The following is a 17,453-nucleotide window of genomic DNA, read 5'->3' on the forward strand; positions in this document are numbered from 1 at the left end:
ACATTACACCTTCCCATTGTTAGTCATTTTCAAGCAAATTTTATGTTTGAAAACGTCTGGTAAAGCGCTCAATAAGCGAATAGTGAAGCTAAATCTACGAGGGAAATATACCGTTGATTTATTGTTGAAAAGGTCTTTATACATATATGCTGCTGCTTTTTCTGAAGAAATGCTCATTGGCATTTTAAAGTCATTTTTATCGGTAAGTGGGGTTTTTACAAAGCCAGGGGAGATAGTTTTAACCTTGACACCGTATTGGGCTAAATCTACCGCAAAACTTTTTGCCATGTAGTGCACGGCTGCTTTGCTCGCACCATAGGCTTGACTGCGAGTAAAGGGTAACAATCGCGCTAAACTATCAACGAAAACGACCTTATTACCTTTGACCAAGTTTTTTGTTATGACAGACATAATATTCGAAATACCAAACACATTCGTGGCAAAGACGCGTTCAAACATACTTGCGTCTATATCGTTTACGTCCACGTATTCGCATGTGCCAGCGTTGAGCACGTATATGTCTGCTGACACATTACTGAGTGCGTTTGTAACCGCTTGTTTATCTGAAATATCAAATGCTTTGATGTCAATATTCCCAAGATTCGATAATTCATCCAGCTTTTTTTGGTTGCGTCCGCAGGCTATTACATGGTGATTATTTTTCACTAGCATTCTAATAAGTGCTTCACCTATACCGGATGTTGCACCGGTTACTAGGACGCTAGCCATTATGCCATTTTCCTTTTAATCGTTTTTACAAGTCGACCGAATAAGGGAAGATGCTCATACACCATTTGCCCTAAATCGTAATAGTCTCTGTGATAAACAATCATATCATCTTCTATTTCTAAGATGGTTGTGCCGTCGACATGTATTGGAGTTCCGCCGTTTAGTTTGGAAGACGTATATGACATCGTCCAACAAATCGTAGCGTCCGACTCACCGTTTCTTAGCTTTTTACTTATCTCGAATTGACAATATTTGGCGCTTGATAGAAGTCGCTCGAAGTACATTTCGACTGCGGCCAATCCTTGATGGTGCGCTATTGGGTCAATAAATACAACGTCTTTTCTGTAGATTTTCTCTAGGTCATCAATTTTCATCGATGTTATGTCCACGTAAAACGTTGAAAACTTTTCAATTATATTCATTCGTTGATTAGGTTTGTTTTTTGTCATTTTTTTACTACGAATAAATACGTGTAGATCATCAATTAAAAATTTTTAATTAAACAAGAGCGCGATCCAAGTTTATGTAAACTAAGTAAAAATTGTATATCTAAAAATGAGGAATAAAAATGAGGCTACCCCTTTTCCCATTATCGTCACATTTATTGCCTCAAGGTCGACTAGCATTAAGAATATTTGAGCCGCGATATATCCGAATGGTGAAAGAAGTGTGTGCAGTGCAATCCGGCTTTGTTATTTGTATGATAAACGAAACTGGTGAACGAGCGCTAAATACTCACATATTTCCCATTGGGACATATTGTAAAGTGATTGATTTTGATATCTTGGATGATGGTTTATTAGGTGTAACAGTAGAAGGTCACTACTGCGTTTCTATAAACAACATTGAAACTGAGCATGATGGCTTAAGGGTGGGTGACTGCAATGAAGCGAGTATTTGGCAGTCGAAATCTCCCAACAATGATATTGAAAATATAAACGAAAAGTTACGAGAGGTTTTTCAGCAATACCCTGAAGTAAGCGAGTTATATGATGACGTGAGATTTAATGAAACTGAATGGGTCATCAATCGTTGGCTTGAACTTTTACCGGTGGCAGCGGAGCAAAAACAACATTTCTTGAAAAGTGGAGATACACAAAAAGTTTTTCAATACCTGAATCAACTAATTAAGCCCTAGTAGATTAACCAAATACTGCCAGCTAACAAACATTAATCTTTTTTAACTTTTAGTTAATGTTCCTTTAAGTATACTCAAATCATACTATAGTAAAATCTATAAGAAGGTGTGGTCAGATGCTAATTGGAATTCCGTTGGAAAATCAGAAAAGAGATGACGTAAAGCCGAAAGAATGTGCAGCAGAAATGTCAGCGTACTTAGATACTGTTGCAAAAGAACGCTGTAAGTTGTCTTTTTGTAAGGTGTTTAGTTATTTTGCGCCGCGATTGCGTTCTTATGCACTGAAACAAATGGGAAATGAAGCGTTAGCAATGGAGTTAGTGCAGGACACTATGTCGAATGTTTGGCAAAAAGCGCATTTGTTCAATGCTGAAAAAGGCTCACCTTCAACGTGGATTTTTACAATTGCTAGAAATATTCGTTTTGACATGCTTAGAAAGCTTCAGAATCGAAAAGAAGACGTTTGTTCAGACGATTTGTGGCCAGTCCTTTGTGAACAAACCGCTGATACTACATCAGCCCCATTAGATGAGCAGATAACGTTAGAGCAGGTAGGACAATTTTTTGAAAATCTACCGGTAAAACAAAAAGCTGTTGTGGAAGCTATATATATCGACGGAAAATCACAACAGGAAGTTGCTGATGAGTTACATATTCCCCTTGGCACAGTCAAATCAAGGACCAGACTTGCTCTTCAGCGCTTGAAAGACATGTTAAAGGAACATGATTAAATATCATCCATCTGAATGGGATATTGAAGATTTTGTTGCTGGTAACGTTTCCCCTGCGAAGTCCTTAATAACAGCTGCACATATAGATATGTGCAGCTGTTGTGCGATACGGGCTGAAAATGCGCATTTTCGACAAGCAAAAACATTAGAGTCTGAAAAATGTCAAAATGCGTTTGATGGAATGCATTCTATGATGCAGGCGATAACTGACAACAATATATCGACAACGAAAACAGAAACATCCGCCTGTCGCAATACGCCTGATAATATAAACCAAATGTCATCTAGAAGAAAAATAGACGATTCAAGAATTTTGCACTTAGAAGGTAAAAGGTTTGCAGTACCAAAAACCTTGGCACGATACATCCCACAAAATGTTGTTTGGTCAAAGTATCTGGGTAAATTGTGGCAGGTGCCAATTAAAATAGGCGGCAGAAACTTAGCGTATTTTATTTATCTTGAAGGAGGCGGCTATGTGCCTGAGCATACGCATGCAGGCACTGAGATGATATTGGTCATTGATGGGCAGTTTTCTGATGGGATTGGCTCGTATCGACAGGGAGATGTTGTAACGTTTGATGAAAAACACACGCATTCCCCAGTAACAAAAGTCGGGGAAGGGTGTTTAATTTTTATTATTATCGACGAGCCATTGTCGTTTACAAATAGTTGGGCCAGAGTGATAAACCCTCTCAGTCAACTATACTTCAACCTTCATACTTCAAAGCGTTAATTGCTTAGACTCTTAGCGAATGTACTGACTATCTGGGTAATTTAATTTTAGGGTTTTAAGCGCATTATTTCTTAACTCCTCTAAACCCATTTGGTCATAGCTTTCCACCATTATTTCAAGTGCAGGCTGCGTAAGTGTAGTATCAGCATAATATTCGAGTACGTATCTTCCTCTATTAGCGGCAGCGACCCACGCTTCGCGACGCATGTAAAATCTAGCAACTGCTATTTCATACTTCGCGAGTCTATTTTTGATGGATACCATACGTTTTTTAGCATCACCACTGTATTTAGAGTCAGGGTGTTTTTCCACCAATTTCCTAAAGTCTTCGAACGCTTCACGCGAATTACTAGGGTCTCTATCTGCACGATCAACGTTGAATAGATCTTGGAATAAGTTTGAATCTCGTTCCATGTTTGTTAAACCGCGCATATACATCGCATAGTCAACGTCAGAATGATTGGGATTCAATCTCACAAATCTATCAATAGTGGCAAGTGTTTGATCGGTATCGCCTGATTTGTAATATGAATAGATAAGATCTAACTGTACTTGGTGAGATAACTCACCAAAAGGAAAGCGTGAGTCAATGGAGCTTAAAATTTGAGCTGCGCCGCTGAAGTTACCCGTGTCCATATTTCTTTTAGCTTGTTGATATAACGCATTTGCCCCTTGATTAGCTATTATTTCTCGCTGTTCATCTTCTGAACTACTACAACCTGACAAACCTAATAATGCGAGTGATGAAGCCGCTACTAACCAATATTTCATGTAAAATTTGCTCATAAATTTATTAAAAAATTCTCTTATACCGCAAGGGTCAAAAGATCGTAGTTTACACGATAAAATCATGTAGCACGATCATTAAAACGTGCGCATAACCAAAATGTTTCTGTGAAGTTAACCCTGCAAATTATGCCGTTCACTTGATATACTAATGCAAGAAAGATATTCCAGTAGGCATTATGCAAACAAAAAGCAAAGTTATACATTTAGACGGTGTGATTCCTGAACACTTATTCAATAAGAGACTAGACCAGTGTCTGGCCGAAATGTTCCATGAATATTCGCGTTCGAAAATTAAAGAGTGGATTGAAGGTGATTGCGTTACCGTAGACGGGCAAGTAAATAATATACCTCGTACAAAAATGAAAGGGCGAGAATGTATTATTATTGAAGCAACGCAACTTACTCAAACAGCGAGTAAAGCAGAAGAAATCGCCCTTGATATTGTGTTCGAAGATGCGCATATATTAGTTATCAATAAACCTGCAGGCCTCGTTGTCCATCCAGGCGCAGGTAATCCTACAGGGACTATGCTGAATGCGTTGTTAGCTCATGTGCCAGATATAGATAAAATACCTAGGGCAGGAATTGTGCATCGTTTGGATAAAGATACAACAGGCCTTATGGTAGTCGCGAAAACCTTGCCGGCTCAAACACATTTAGTCGAACAATTGCAAAGCAGAAGTATGGGGCGTGAATACGAAGCAATTGTCATGGGAAATTTAATTGCAGGTGGTTCTGTTGACGCGGCAATAGGCCGTCATCCCTCAAAACGGACCTTGATGGCGGTAAGAGAGACCGGTAAACCTGCAGTAACGCACTATCGAGTAATTGAGAAGTTTAGAGCACATACACACCTTCGGTTAAAATTGGAGAGTGGACGAACGCATCAAATTAGAGTGCATATGACACACATCAAGCATCCTCTGGTTGGAGACAATCAATATGGTGGGCGACCTAGGCCACCCAAAAAGGCGGTTGAAAGTTTTGCGCAGGCCTTGCGAGATTTTAAACGACAGGCACTTCATGCTGCGCAGCTGACACTTAACCACCCGAATACTAATGAGGAAATGTCTTGGCAGGTGCCTTTACCTAGCGACTTTAACAATATGTTAGCGATCATGCGTCAAGACGTAGCTGACAATCAGGATTTGATGGAATATTGAGGGTAATTACACCGCCAATTAACTTAGCGGAAAACGTTATTTGTTTCTCTACTACAGTCGATGGTGGCGTGAGTACAGGTGCGTACGAAAGCTTAAATTTAGCGCATCATGTACAGGATACCAATTGTGATGTTAGTCGAAATCGTCAGATTCTGAATGACTACATTAAGGGCATAGTTCCCCTTGCTAAGCCCGCCGTATACATGAATCAGCAACACACCACAATTGTTCAAGATATAGATAACTCTGCACTCAACCAAAACCTTGCTGTCGATGGTGTTTACACGTCAAAAGCACTGCAGCCGCTGGCTGTGATGACTGCGGATTGTTTACCAATCGTGTTGAGTGACGGCGATAAAATTGCAGCAATTCACGCTGGCTGGCGAGGATTGGTCGGAAATATTTTGGGCAACGCCATCGCTAACTTTAGCAAGGCATCGTCAATATCTGTTTGGGTTGGGCCGGCGATAAGCTGTGCGAATTTTGAAGTGGGAGACGATACAATCGCGTTATTTGGTGCCCATGCGAAACACGTATACCCAGCAAGGTCGAAAAATAAAAAGCTCGTCGATTTAAAGATGATTTGTCGAGACGAATTATTTAAGTTGGGTGTAACAAAAGTGTCGCTTGCAGAACACTGTACTTACGAAGATAAATGTTTTTTCTCTCATCGCCGAACAATTCATTCAGGTCTTAAAAACACTGGACGCAATGCAACCTTCATACTAAAAACAACTTAAATAAAGCGTTGTTCTCTTGAAATAATATCTTCGGATACCCACTTAATTTATATGGAAATGACGGAGTTACCTCTATGCGTTTAGATAAATTTACCAATAAATTTCAAGTGGCTATATCCGATGCTCAATCGCTGGCGTTGGGGCGTGATCATCAGTATATCGAACCCGTTCATTTGATGTCGGCGCTGCTAAATCAGCAAGGAGGTACCGTTAGGCCATTATTAGACATCGCTCAAGTCAATATGAACTCACTTCGTTCGTCACTAGCGGAAGCAATTGATAAGTTACCAAAAGTACAAGGCAATTTAGGGGATGTTCAGTTAGGGCGTGATACTGTTCGCGCACTAAATTTGTGTGACAAACTAGCACAGCAGCGCAAAGATGATTTTATAACGTCGGAGGTGTTTGTTTTAGCCGCTGTAGAAGATTCTGGTGCGTTAGGCAAGATTTTGAAGCAACTGGGTTTAACGAAAGAGAAAGTTGAATCGAGTATCAATAAGCTTCGCGGTGGACAGAAGGTTACTGATCAAAATGCTGAAGATGTGCGTCAAGCATTAGAAAAATTTACGACAGACCTGACTGAAAGAGCGGAGCAAGGAAAGCTTGATCCCGTCATTGGTAGAGACGACGAGATACGCAGAACCGTGCAGGTACTGCAACGGCGCACTAAAAATAACCCGGTGTTAATTGGAGAGCCTGGGGTCGGTAAGACCGCCATTGCGGAAGGTTTAGCACAGAGAATCATTAATGGCGAGGTGCCTGAAGGTCTAAAAAACAAGCGAGTGCTTTCGTTAGACATGGGGTCACTATTGGCTGGCGCCAAGTATCGAGGAGAGTTCGAAGAGAGGCTTAAAGCTGTGCTCAATGAGCTTTCGAAAGAAGAAGGGCGCGTTATATTATTCATTGACGAATTGCATACAATGGTCGGTGCAGGAAAAAGTGACGGCGCGCTTGATGCTGGAAATATGTTAAAGCCTGCCTTAGCCAGAGGTGAACTGCACTGCGTAGGGGCGACCACTTTAGATGAATATAAACAATACATCGAAAAAGATGCGGCACTGGAGCGTCGTTTCCAAAAAGTACTCGTTGATCAGCCAAGTGTTGAAGATACCGTCGCCATTCTGCGAGGTTTAAAAGAACGATATGAGCTTCATCATGCGGTCGATATAACCGATCCGGCACTTGTATCCGCTGCTAGTTTGTCACATCGCTATATTAGTGACAGACAACTCCCTGACAAGGCGATTGATTTAGTGGATGAGGCTGCTTCAAGCATACGGATGCAAATTGATTCGAAACCTGAAGAAATGGATAAACTGGAGCGACGCATTATTCAGTTAAAACTTGAAGAGCAAGCGTTAGCAAAAGAAACTGATTCGGCGAGTCACAAGCGTTTAGAGATTATTGAGCTGGAGCGTGAGCAGGCGGAAATAAAATTTTCAGAGTTAGATACTATTTGGAAACGCGAAAAAGATGCTATGCAGGGTACTCAAGGGGTGAAAACTGAACTTGAACAAGCGAAGTTGGATTTGGAGATTGCCCGGCGTGCGTCTGATTTGAATCGTATGTCTGAATTGCAGTATGGCAAGATTCCTGAGTTAGAGCAGCGTTTAGAAAGGGCATCTGAGTTTGAATCTATCGACAACAAACTATTGAAGAACAAAGTCACTGAAGTTGAAATTGCCGATGTTCTCTCCCGCTGGACAGGTATTCCTGTTACTAAGATGCTCGAAAGTGAAAAAGAAAAATTAATACACATGGAATCAGTGTTAGCTAAACGAGTTGTTGGTCAAGGTGAAGCTGTAAAGGCGGTTTCTAATGCAATTCGTCGGTCTCGCGCTGGCCTAGCTGATCCTGACAAACCTATGGGGTCGTTTTTATTTTTAGGTCCCACCGGTGTCGGAAAAACAGAGTTGTGTAAAGCGCTAGCGAGTTTTATGTTTGATACTGAGAATGCGCTAATAAGAATTGATATGTCAGAGTTTATGGAAAAGCATTCTGTCGCTAGATTAGTAGGCGCGCCCCCTGGTTACGTAGGATACGAAGAAGGTGGTTATCTAACAGAAGCCGTCAGACGCAAACCTTACTCAGTTATTTTATTGGATGAAGTAGAAAAAGCACATCCTGATGTATTCAATATTTTGTTGCAAGTACTCGATGATGGCCGTTTAACTGATGGACAAGGACGAACCGTCGATTTTAAGAATACTTTGATTATCATGACGTCAAATTTGGGCTCTGATATTATTCAATCGCAAAATGGCGCTGAAAATTATGCGGCGATGAAAAGTAGTGTAATGGGGGTTTTAGGCGAGCACTTTAGGCCTGAATTCATAAATCGTGTTGACGATATCGTCGTTTTTCATTCATTAGAACGGACGCAGATTAAAGCCATCGCTAAAATACAATTAGCGGGCTTAAGACAGCGTTTACATGAAATGGACTACAAGTTTGAAATTTCTGGTAAAGCGCTAGATAAATTAGCGGAAGCTGGGTTTGATCCTGTTTTTGGGGCTAGGCCACTCAAACGTGTTATTCAAACTGAAATAGAAAACCCCTTAGCAGAAAAGTTACTCGCAGGTAGCTTGAGTAACGGCAGTGTGGTTCGAATTGATGTTGTTGATGATCAACTTACTATTGTATAGATCCATTCGCTTAAAAAGTGAATAGCGTTGGTCGAATCATTTATAACAAGTATTGTGTGATTACGCATACGAGAAGTATGCGCAATTTTCAGATGTACTAGCTAGGATTAAAAATCAAGCCGCTTCTTTTGTTGAAATTAGCGCTTTGAGTTCTATTACTTTGTCAGCAACAAAGTCGAAATGTGGGCTTTCCATTATGGATTTTATTAACTCTTGTGATTCTGTGATCCGATCTAACTTATACAGGGTGAAAGCTAAATGATATTGTATTTGGGGATCATCAGAAAGCAATGTATATGCTTGGCGTAAAAACGTTAACCCTTCCTCAAATTTACCTTCATTTACTAAAATCCAACCTTTAGTGTCAATAATTTCTGCGGATTGTGGTGCAACCCGCAGTGCTTTATTTATGTAGGATCTTGCTTGCTCAAAATCGCGTAGACTATCTAAGTATAGGTTGGCAATATTATTGAGAACGATACTTTGATTATTGTAGCCGTCTATGTCAATTTTTTTGTATAAAGCAAGTGCTTCTTCTACCTTATTTTGAGTGACGTAATAATCCGCTAGTAGATTTGATATTACTGGTGGTGTTGAGCCGGCTGCTATAGCGTCTGACAGCAATTTTTCGACGGCTTCACCTTGGTGTCCATTTATGGCTAGTTGATATAACTTGATTGCAGATAATACATATGAATTATCCAAGGAAAATGCACTAGCGTATGCCTTAAATGCAGCCTTTTTATCATTTTCTGCATTCGCTATTTCACCCGTTAGCAGCATGTAAACCGGGGAGTCAGGAATTTGTTTTTCTAACCTTCGAGATATTTCTTTTGCTTTACTGATTTCATCACGTTGCAAGTGCACCTTTATCAATTCGATGTACACAGGCACTTTATATGCCGTAATTTTTTCGGCAGTGATAAGGGATTTTATTGCTGAATCTAAATCTTGAGCCTTGACTTGCAAAGGTGCTAATGAAAGCAGTTTTTCTGCATCTTTATTCCATAAACCAAATAGTACTTTAAGTTCTTCAGACGCGCTTTTAAAGTCATTGATTTTGATAAGTAACTTGGCTTTTTCTTCGATGTACGGCGGGTATAAAAAGTACTCTCGTAGTAATGCCTCTAACTCTCTTATTGCTTTATCTTCCTGTCCCATACGTTTATGGAGTTGTACCAGTAATTCTGAAGGGTATCGATCATTCGGCGCTAGCGATTTTGCTCTGTTGAGCGCGCGTAAAGCTCTTTCATGTAAATCTTGGGCTAACAGGCTTTGCCCAAGAAGCGTATGAAGGCCACTGTCTTTTTCGTTGGTGTTTATTAGCTGTGAAAAAATAACTTCCGCGTTGTTATATTCACCTATGTTTAATAGTGCAATAGCCTTATTTTTTCGAGCCAAAAAATGTTTTCCATCTTTTGACAATACATCGTTTAGGATGGTTAGTGCATTTTCATATTCTGCTAGCGTAATATGTATTTCTGCCTTAATAACCAGCGCTTGATGATCATTGGGATTCAGTTGTATAAGCGCGTCAACTTTCTTCATTGACTCTTCAAGCATTCCATTTACTCGGTACAGCTCTACACCTGTGTACATGGACACCGGATCAATCTGATTACTGAAGAGTGTTTCAAATAGGCTTAGCGCTTCTTTGTTTTGGCCTCTTTCTAATAGTGCTTGTATCCTAGAGAAAACTAAATTCGGATTTTTTTCACCGTATATTTGCTGAATTTCATCAAGGAGTAATTCACACTTAAAACTTCTAGGCGAATCGATGTAAAGATTGCATAGTAGTAAGTTCAGTTGTAGATTATCTTTGATAAGGGGCTGATTTTTGTCGAGTAGATTCAGTGCTTTAAAATCTTGCCCTAATTTCATGTAGGTGTCTGCCAATATACCTATCGCATTGATATCTCTACGATTTTTTATCAAATAGCTTTCCAGTTCAGTGACTGCTTGTTCATAATTTCCTGACATATAGGTAGCAAGTGCCATGACAAAACTTAGTTCAGCACGCTCTGATTTTATTTCATCAGGAATTAAGGACAGCTTTTGATTTATCTCAACAAAGACTTCTTGATCCATTACCTTTGAAGATGTTTCCATCAATTTTCCGAATAGCAATAGTGCAAACGGGTCATCTGGGGTTTGTTTTATGATCACTTCAACCACTTCTTTCGCATTTTCTGTGTCATTTACACTTATATATGCGTTTGCTAAGGTGCGCTGGATTAAAGGGTCATTTGGTGCAAGTTCGTAAGCTTTTTGAAAATAGTTTAGTGCAAGTTCGTCTTTGTTGTTTCGTTTAGCAAGCTGTCCCTGTAGATGCAAGGTACGTTGGTCATTATTATCAATTTCACTTAAGCTAGAAATATATATTTTTGCCTGCTCAGCGCGGTCCGTAAATAAATAGAAATAAGCAATTGATTGAAGTGCACGCTTTGAATCTGGCAGTATTGACAAGGCTTCTTTGTAATATTTTTCGGCAAGTTCATCATCATTGATATTAAAAGCCGTGGTCGCTTTTATCAGTGAAATTTCAAATTTATTCTGTGTATTTAACCCAATGTCACTAAGTGCAAAAATGGCACCTTCGTCACCCAAGTACAAATGAATCCTAGCTAAGTCTGAAATAATAATATTTTCATCAGCACCAGCTGCAATAGACTCTTCAAATTCAATTAACGCATCTCTAGCGAAACCTTTAGAAAATAGCGTTCGCCCCATTAACAACTTTGAAGGAAGGTGGTTAGGGTTTTGTTGAAGTGCATTTTTTAAATATATATATGCTTCTTCAATGTCGTTTTCGTTGTATCGTTGCAACGCCTTTTCATATGTATCTGCAACTTGAGCGGGTACACTTACAACGTAAAATATAGAAATAATAAATAAAAAAACTCTCAAATTCGCCTCAATACCCAGTTAAATTTATTACTGACACTTAACTATCATAAATATAGATCTAGTGTAACTTACTTATTGTATCGACCAAAAAAAACGCCCCATAAATGGAGCGTTTATTCATGAGAAGTCTAATTACGTGCGTCGGCGATAAATCAGTACCAATCCTACTAGTAAAATACCAAGTGTTGCGGGCGCATTTACAGTACTTATGTCCGGTGTCGAATCTCTAAACACCAAGTTATTAATCGCACCAGAACCTGGCATATTTACTACCAGTTTTGTTACACCGAATAAATTACTATAATTCTCACGTTGATAGTGACCATTCCCTATGCCAGGAACATCTTCTTCTCTTACTGTATTATTTGTTAGGAAAAAGAAAAGCTTTGTCGCTGGCGCACCTAGTTGTGATTCCGTCACTTCAACGTCAAAGAAGTCTAGGCTTAGAATATCTACTGGCGCAGTAAAATTGAATACAAAAAAACCAGCTGGGCGACTACCTTCATCATCAGGGTTAGAACAAGACGTTCCATCGCATGTTTCATTTTCGTGAATAATTAATACGTTACCAGGTTTTTTCCATGTATCTCTGCGGCTATCACCAGCGGCATATAAATCTTCATAGTACTCTTTTCTTTCACTCAAGGTATCATAGTATTTTTTACTATTGTCAGTGCCTTGTCTTGAAACATAATCGTCACCACTTTTGACGAACTCCAAATCTTCATCGGCGGTACCTGAATCTTGAGTATTAAAAGCAGTTTGTCGGTCAGCCTTATCATCGCTATTATTGGCACATATTCCATTGCGTTGATCAGTGTTTGCGTGGACGCTACCATTAATATTACAACCAGAGATACTTACTCCCCAGTTTGCATATTCGTCATCAATTATTTGACCTGCTGTAATTGGATTGCCGTTAGTATCCAAATCAAAATCTAGTACTCTTAATGCGGCTTGCGCATTAACTGCCACTAATAATGCAGATATCCCTACCAATTTACCGACTAATTTATTCATTGCTTTTCCTGTAAAACATACTGCTTGCAGATACAAAGCAAAAAACATTCCAGTATTTTAAGTGTTTGATAAGTTGACAATATTTCATACGTTTCTATTTTAGAATTTTGTATTTGTAAAAAAAACAGACGCTTATTTTATAGTCAGTCATCCGAGCTTAGGCATTGTTCTTAATACCTAGTTATCGATTCTCGATATTTCACTAGTCTCAGCAGGTGTAAATATTTACGGCAAACAAATTTTTTCACTGCATTTAAACAGTCATGAGAATGCTGTATTATCTTCCGCAACATAACTGTGGAATCTATAATGACTAAAAGACGTGGAATTTATTTGTTGCCAAACTTGCTTACGACTGCTGGTTTATTTAGTGGTTTTTATGCAGTAGTCATGTCGATGAATGGACAGTTTGAACATGCAGCTGTAGCTATATTTGTCGCGATGGTCTTTGATGGCTTGGACGGCAGGGTCGCGAGAATAACGAACACACAATCTGCGTTTGGTGCGGAATATGATTCAATGGCTGATATGGTATCTTTTGGTATTGCACCTGCACTCGTTGCTTATAATTTTGGCATGACTGAACTTGGTAAGGTTGGTTGGCTGGCAGCTTTTGTTTATGTGGCAGGGGCTGCGTTGCGACTTGCTCGATTTAATACTCAGGTCGGCATCGCGGATAAACGGTTTTTTCAAGGTTTAGCTAGTCCCGCAGCCGCCGCAGTTGTAGCAGGTATGGTGTGGGCGTGTCATGATTATTCACTTAGTGGCCATGATTATGAGTATGTGGTTGCGATCGTGACCGGTCTCGCTGGGCTCTTAATGGTTAGCAACTTTAAATATAACTCGTTCAAGGAAGTTGACTGGCATGGCAAAGTGCCGTTTGTTGCTATTTTAGTGATCATGCTTGTATTCATAATCGTCGCTACGGCGCCTTCTTTAGTGCTCGTTACTGTGTTTATATTGTATGCGGTTGCTGGTCCAATAAATACTTTTCGTACCGTAGATAAGGTAACCCTAGAAGATGTTGTTGGGGATACGCACGAGGATGCAGATTTCGAAGAAAGTAGTTCTTCAAAGTTTGATTCTAAAGGCGAAAATAAGGATAGCTAAGGCGATATACACATTGGTTTTATGTAACACATACTGCGACATATATTTATTTTGTTATTGCTAATAAATATATGTCGGCTTCAGTTAACTAAATAATATAAGCATCTAAATAGTACAAGTATCCAAATAAAGTAAGGCTCTCACTTAGTTATCCTTGTAAATTTCCATGCTGTGCCATTGCGAATATAGTGTAAAGATGGCCAATAATAGTTTTCTTCTCGTACTTGATATTCTGAGTATTGGAAATTTTTGTCCAAACGAATAGCCTCAACGGAAGTATAGTCACCAGAATGCTTACCGACTAGCGCCGCTTTGACTTCTAATATACTGTTTATGGGTTGTTGATCGATTGATAAAATGCATACTGGGTCTACGTTTAATGCGGTGTACATTGGCGCGCCAAAATATCTGAATCCAACTCTAATGCACTTTTCTCTCGTGCCACTAGGTGTCGTAATATGCGTCTGTATTTCATGAATTACTGCGCCGCCCCACACAATCACGTCTGAGATATTCAAATATGGTGAGTCGCTTAGATTTATTGGGACTTGGATGACTTCTCCATTGCGAAGTACTGAAAACACCTCTCTTTTTTTATTAAGCAATAGATAGAGAGAGTTTAACGAGTTTGCTGATAATGCGGTGTCTAAAATTATGTCGCCTGAAGAAAGACCACTCATTTCTAGTTCTTCGGCTTTTTCTACGTATAATTTTCGCCCTATTGGTAATTGATACTCTGTTGGTAAGCCGAGTTCAATTGCGCCCGCGTAACTTAAATAGGTGAGTTTATCTTTGAGTTCAAAAATACTTTTTCTAGATTGTAAATAGTCATCAATAAATGCGCCAATGAGTTCTGATGGGATAATACCTAAAACGCCATTATTTTCATCGTATCCCGGTGCTACAGCGAGCAAGGTATTATTTTCATCAGTGTAGACAGAAAACTCATCAGGTATGTAACTCACATCTCTACTGTCAAAATTTGTCTTGCCATAGTAAACAATTGGCCATTCAATACTCACGTTTGTTTCAAAATCCACGTGAGCAGTTCTGCCACGTAAATTTACATTTTCTTTCGACGTTAATACTTCTTTTGTGACTTGTGGAATAAGTCCGTTTTTAAATTGTATTTGTGATAGGTCGGCCTTAATCAGTACCATATTTAAGTATGGGTGTATTGCTTCTACAGACGCTGATGTAGAATTCCCGTTATCGAAAAGTGCATTGACTTGACTCAAACTCGAATCGATTATGTCTTTGTTTGTGAGTATCAATCCGTTTTTGATATCGACCACTACGCCATTACCTTTGCGAATGACTTCTCTGTTGATATTTACTTCAACCGGCCTAAATACTTCTAACTCAACCAGTGGCGATTTAACTTCTTCTCCATGTGCTAAAGTAACTAAGCTCGCGGTTTTATTTGATAAGACTAAGTCTTTGCAATGCCAGAGGAGGGCGCCTAAATCATCTTGACAATGACGGTTCACAAAGAACGGGGTCAAATTTCTAACCTTTTTGTATTCTTGGTCTTTCTGATTGTATACGTACCGATAGCGCAAGCTGAACTTACTGTTGGTTGGTATATTTTTGAATGCATGCTTAAAGTCGTTTAAAGAATCAATATTTTTGCCATTGATTTCTTCTATTCGAGCGTAGTTGTTGATACCTTGACCGCCGAATAATCTGCCGGGTGCTGTTAGTAACACGCCTGATGCTGGCACGTTGAACAAACGGGCGGTACTAAGGCCGATAGGTATAAAGATAGCTCTTCCAATTTCGATAAACTCGTCAGGTACAAGCTCGAATAGGTTTGATACTGAAAGTGTTAATTGTTTTTTTTCCTTTTTGCGAAGAACCACAAAATCAACAGTTTGATTTACTTTCTCGTTTAGGAATGTCTCTAAAGACAGGAAATCTAGGAGGTGATTGTTTTCTCCCATATAAAGGATATCACCTATTTGTAATACTCCGTCAGCAGGACTTCCTTTTACAATATGGGTTATTCGCAGAACCCCTTTTGACACTGGCTTTTCGCTGTTCAATTGCTCAATATCTTCTTCATTCCACCCGAATTCTGTCAGTTGATTCAACGGCGTATATTCGAACACAGTTTGTAAAGTCCCTCTTTGCACATTCTTTCCAGTCAAAATTTTATCTAATACAGGTAGCATCATGTCCATCGGAAGGAAAAATGCTGCGGCCGTATCATTTCTTGCTCCTGCATTTATTGCAATTGCATGCCCGTTTTTATTTAGGATGGGAGAACCAGAAGAACCGCCGCTTGTACCTAATGCTGCTTGCATGTAAAAGGTGTTATAGTCAGTTGTTGTGCTGTTGTAATTTGGTGCTGTGCGATCCAAACGCGACAATACGCCTTGTATGATTGATAGTGCTTCTCCACCATCATTCCCATATAAACTAATTTCATCACCGACATTTGCGACTGGTTTTAATGGAATTGGCTTGATTTTTAATGCATTTAATTCTTCGGGTGAATATTGAAAAATACCATAGTCGTGAACGGGATCTCTATATATAGGCGTTAGCTGTAATTTTTGTTTGTTTGCAAATTCACCATAAGCGATGACAGGCCCAACATTAAGAATATGTTTATTGGTAAGAATTAAGCCTTTATGACTATCTATTACAAAACCTGTGCCGACGCCTGAGGTATTGTAACCATCGTCCCAAGGCGTTACTTTGTTGAACTCAATATTAACTATTGCATTAATAACATCGTTGTTAGCGTACAAGTTGGAATGTTTAGCGCAAATAATAAACAGAATGCTAAGTGAGGAAACCTTTAATTTTATACGTGAAATCATTTGTTGTTTGGTCTATATGTCCCTGTTTTAAAGGACAGTAACACCAAAGTTGTTTTCAATAAAAGAAAGTCATTCAAAATTTTTTAAAAAACCTGTTGCACATATCAAGTTAGTCTGTAGAATGCGCCTCCGCTGTCAGGGGATAATGCTTCAGACAGTGTGTTTGTCAGTGTATTTATTGCCAGATAGTGTGTGATTAAATACGGTAAGTAATTAAGAAATAGTTTGAAGATTTTTTAATAAAAACCTTGACAAAAACTTTGGGAGGCGTATTATTCGCACCCCGCTTGAGACAAGGTCTGCAAGGCACATCGCAAGCGACGTTCTTTAACAATTTAGCAAGACAATCTGTGTGGGCACTCGTAATGAGTGTTCTAACAAAAAAAGTTTATTTGTAATTCGATTTTAATTGAAGAGTTTGATCATGGCTCAGATTGAACGCTGGCGGCAGGCCTAACACATGCAAGTCGAACGGTAACAGGAAATGCTTGCATTTCGCTGACGAGTGGCGGACGGGTGAGTAATGCTTGGGAACTTGCCTTTGCGAGGGGGATAACAGTTGGAAACGACTGCTAATACCGCATAATACCTACGGGTCAAAGGGGGCTTAGGCTCTTGCGCAAAGAGAGGCCCAAGTGAGATTAGCTAGTTGGTGAGGTAAGAGCTCACCAAGGCGACGATCTCTAGCTGTTCTGAGAGGAAGATCAGCCACACTGGGACTGAGACACGGCCCAGACTCCTACGGGAGGCAGCAGTGGGGAATATTGCACAATGGGGGAAACCCTGATGCAGCCATGCCGCGTGTGTGAAGAAGGCCTTCGGGTTGTAAAGCACTTTCAGTTGTGAGGAAAGGGATGTGGTTAATACCCATGTTTTGTGACGTTAACAACAGAAGAAGCACCGGCTAACTCCGTGCCAGC

13 protein-coding genes and 1 rRNA gene are annotated in these 17,453 nt (G+C 39.6%); 8 read left to right on the plus strand and 6 right to left on the minus strand.

What is annotated here, in order from left to right:
• Positions 1-3 precede the first annotated feature (3 nt).
• Positions 4-729, minus strand: a complete 726-nt coding sequence (locus tag QQK00_RS20135; protein ID WP_284219494.1) for an SDR family NAD(P)-dependent oxidoreductase — start codon at positions 727-729, stop codon at positions 4-6.
• Positions 729-1,178, minus strand: a complete 450-nt coding sequence (locus QQK00_RS20140; protein WP_284219495.1) for a nuclear transport factor 2 family protein — start codon at positions 1,176-1,178, stop codon at positions 729-731. The genes QQK00_RS20135 and QQK00_RS20140 overlap by 1 nt, the downstream gene beginning before the upstream one ends.
• A 119-nt stretch (positions 1,179-1,297) precedes the next feature.
• Between QQK00_RS20140 and QQK00_RS20145 the strand changes: the two genes are divergently transcribed.
• From QQK00_RS20145 to QQK00_RS20155, 3 genes are all read left to right on the plus strand, one after another.
• On the plus strand, positions 1,298-1,867 hold the full coding sequence (locus tag QQK00_RS20145) for an LON peptidase substrate-binding domain-containing protein (RefSeq protein ID WP_284219496.1): 570 nt from the start codon (positions 1,298-1,300) through the stop codon (positions 1,865-1,867).
• Positions 1,868-1,983: 116 nt separating this feature from the next.
• Positions 1,984-2,598 carry a sigma-70 family RNA polymerase sigma factor gene (locus QQK00_RS20150; RefSeq protein ID WP_284219497.1) on the plus strand — a complete coding sequence of 205 codons (615 nt, stop codon included), beginning with the start codon at positions 1,984-1,986 and terminating at the stop codon, positions 2,596-2,598.
• The gene (locus tag QQK00_RS20155) at positions 2,591-3,331 is read left to right on the plus strand and encodes a ChrR family anti-sigma-E factor (protein ID WP_284219498.1); all 741 of its coding nucleotides are present in this window, start codon (positions 2,591-2,593) and stop codon (positions 3,329-3,331) included. Before QQK00_RS20150 ends, QQK00_RS20155 begins: the two co-directional genes overlap by 8 nt.
• A 12-nt stretch (positions 3,332-3,343) precedes the next feature.
• Here QQK00_RS20155 and QQK00_RS20160 read toward each other — a convergent pair whose 3' ends face one another.
• Positions 3,344-4,102 (minus strand): outer membrane protein assembly factor BamD, encoded by a 759-nt coding sequence (locus QQK00_RS20160; RefSeq protein ID WP_284219499.1) that lies wholly within the window; start codon positions 4,100-4,102, stop codon positions 3,344-3,346.
• Between the two features lie 194 nt (positions 4,103-4,296).
• Between QQK00_RS20160 and rluD the strand changes: the two genes are divergently transcribed.
• From rluD to clpB, 3 genes are all read left to right on the plus strand, one after another.
• The gene (rluD, locus tag QQK00_RS20165) at positions 4,297-5,283 is read left to right on the plus strand and encodes a 23S rRNA pseudouridine(1911/1915/1917) synthase RluD (protein WP_284219500.1); all 987 of its coding nucleotides are present in this window, start codon (positions 4,297-4,299) and stop codon (positions 5,281-5,283) included.
• Complete coding sequence (gene pgeF, locus QQK00_RS20170) at positions 5,280-6,023, plus strand: peptidoglycan editing factor PgeF (RefSeq protein WP_284219501.1); 744 nt, start codon at positions 5,280-5,282, stop codon at positions 6,021-6,023. Before rluD ends, pgeF begins: the two co-directional genes overlap by 4 nt.
• Positions 6,024-6,097: 74 nt before the next feature.
• Positions 6,098-8,668 carry an ATP-dependent chaperone ClpB gene (gene clpB / locus QQK00_RS20175; protein WP_284219502.1) on the plus strand — a complete coding sequence of 857 codons (2,571 nt, stop codon included), beginning with the start codon at positions 6,098-6,100 and terminating at the stop codon, positions 8,666-8,668.
• 114 nt (positions 8,669-8,782) lie between these two features.
• Here clpB and QQK00_RS20180 read toward each other — a convergent pair whose 3' ends face one another.
• Together QQK00_RS20180 and QQK00_RS20185 are read right to left on the minus strand one after the other, a co-directional pair.
• Positions 8,783-11,575, minus strand: a complete 2,793-nt coding sequence (locus QQK00_RS20180) for a tetratricopeptide repeat protein (RefSeq protein WP_284219503.1) — start codon at positions 11,573-11,575, stop codon at positions 8,783-8,785.
• A 132-nt stretch (positions 11,576-11,707) separates the two neighbouring features.
• Positions 11,708-12,595 carry a hypothetical protein gene (locus tag QQK00_RS20185; RefSeq protein WP_284219504.1) on the minus strand — a complete coding sequence of 296 codons (888 nt, stop codon included), beginning with the start codon at positions 12,593-12,595 and terminating at the stop codon, positions 11,708-11,710.
• Positions 12,596-12,904: 309 nt separating this feature from the next.
• Here QQK00_RS20185 and pssA point away from each other — a divergent pair, with 309 nt between their 5' ends.
• On the plus strand, positions 12,905-13,705 hold the full coding sequence (gene pssA, locus QQK00_RS20190; protein ID WP_284219505.1) for a CDP-diacylglycerol--serine O-phosphatidyltransferase: 801 nt from the start codon (positions 12,905-12,907) through the stop codon (positions 13,703-13,705).
• A 140-nt stretch (positions 13,706-13,845) separates the two neighbouring features.
• Here the strand turns inward: pssA and QQK00_RS20195 are convergent, their stop codons facing one another.
• On the minus strand, positions 13,846-16,461 hold the full coding sequence (locus QQK00_RS20195) for a trypsin-like peptidase domain-containing protein (protein WP_284219506.1): 2,616 nt from the start codon (positions 16,459-16,461) through the stop codon (positions 13,846-13,848).
• A 478-nt stretch (positions 16,462-16,939) separates the two neighbouring features.
• On the opposite strand from QQK00_RS20195, the gene QQK00_RS20200 reads away from it, so the two are divergent.
• A 16S ribosomal RNA gene (locus QQK00_RS20200) occupies positions 16,940-17,453 on the plus strand; the annotation flags it as partial.

It is taken from the genome of Agaribacter marinus (assembly GCF_030160655.1).
GTDB lineage: Bacteria > Pseudomonadota > Gammaproteobacteria > Enterobacterales > Alteromonadaceae > Glaciecola > Glaciecola marina.

What these genes read in the sequence shown, in the direction of transcription:
- QQK00_RS20160 (WP_284219499.1), bottom strand. Translation starts at nt 4,102, where the DNA reads ATGAAATATTGGTTAGTAGCGGCTTCATCACTCGCATTATTAGGTTTG.
- clpB (WP_284219502.1), top strand. Translation starts at nt 6,098, where the DNA reads ATGCGTTTAGATAAATTTACCAATAAATTTCAAGTGGCTATATCCGAT.
- QQK00_RS20135 (WP_284219494.1), bottom strand. Translation starts at nt 729, where the DNA reads ATGGCTAGCGTCCTAGTAACCGGTGCAACATCCGGTATAGGTGAAGCA.
- QQK00_RS20185 (WP_284219504.1), bottom strand. Translation starts at nt 12,595, where the DNA reads ATGAATAAATTAGTCGGTAAATTGGTAGGGATATCTGCATTATTAGTG.
- QQK00_RS20150 (WP_284219497.1), top strand. Translation starts at nt 1,984, where the DNA reads ATGCTAATTGGAATTCCGTTGGAAAATCAGAAAAGAGATGACGTAAAG.
- rluD (WP_284219500.1), top strand. Translation starts at nt 4,297, where the DNA reads ATGCAAACAAAAAGCAAAGTTATACATTTAGACGGTGTGATTCCTGAA.
- QQK00_RS20145 (WP_284219496.1), top strand. Translation starts at nt 1,298, where the DNA reads ATGAGGCTACCCCTTTTCCCATTATCGTCACATTTATTGCCTCAAGGT.
- pssA (WP_284219505.1), top strand. Translation starts at nt 12,905, where the DNA reads ATGACTAAAAGACGTGGAATTTATTTGTTGCCAAACTTGCTTACGACT.
- QQK00_RS20155 (WP_284219498.1), top strand. Translation starts at nt 2,591, where the DNA reads ATGATTAAATATCATCCATCTGAATGGGATATTGAAGATTTTGTTGCT.
- QQK00_RS20140 (WP_284219495.1), bottom strand. Translation starts at nt 1,178, where the DNA reads ATGACAAAAAACAAACCTAATCAACGAATGAATATAATTGAAAAGTTT.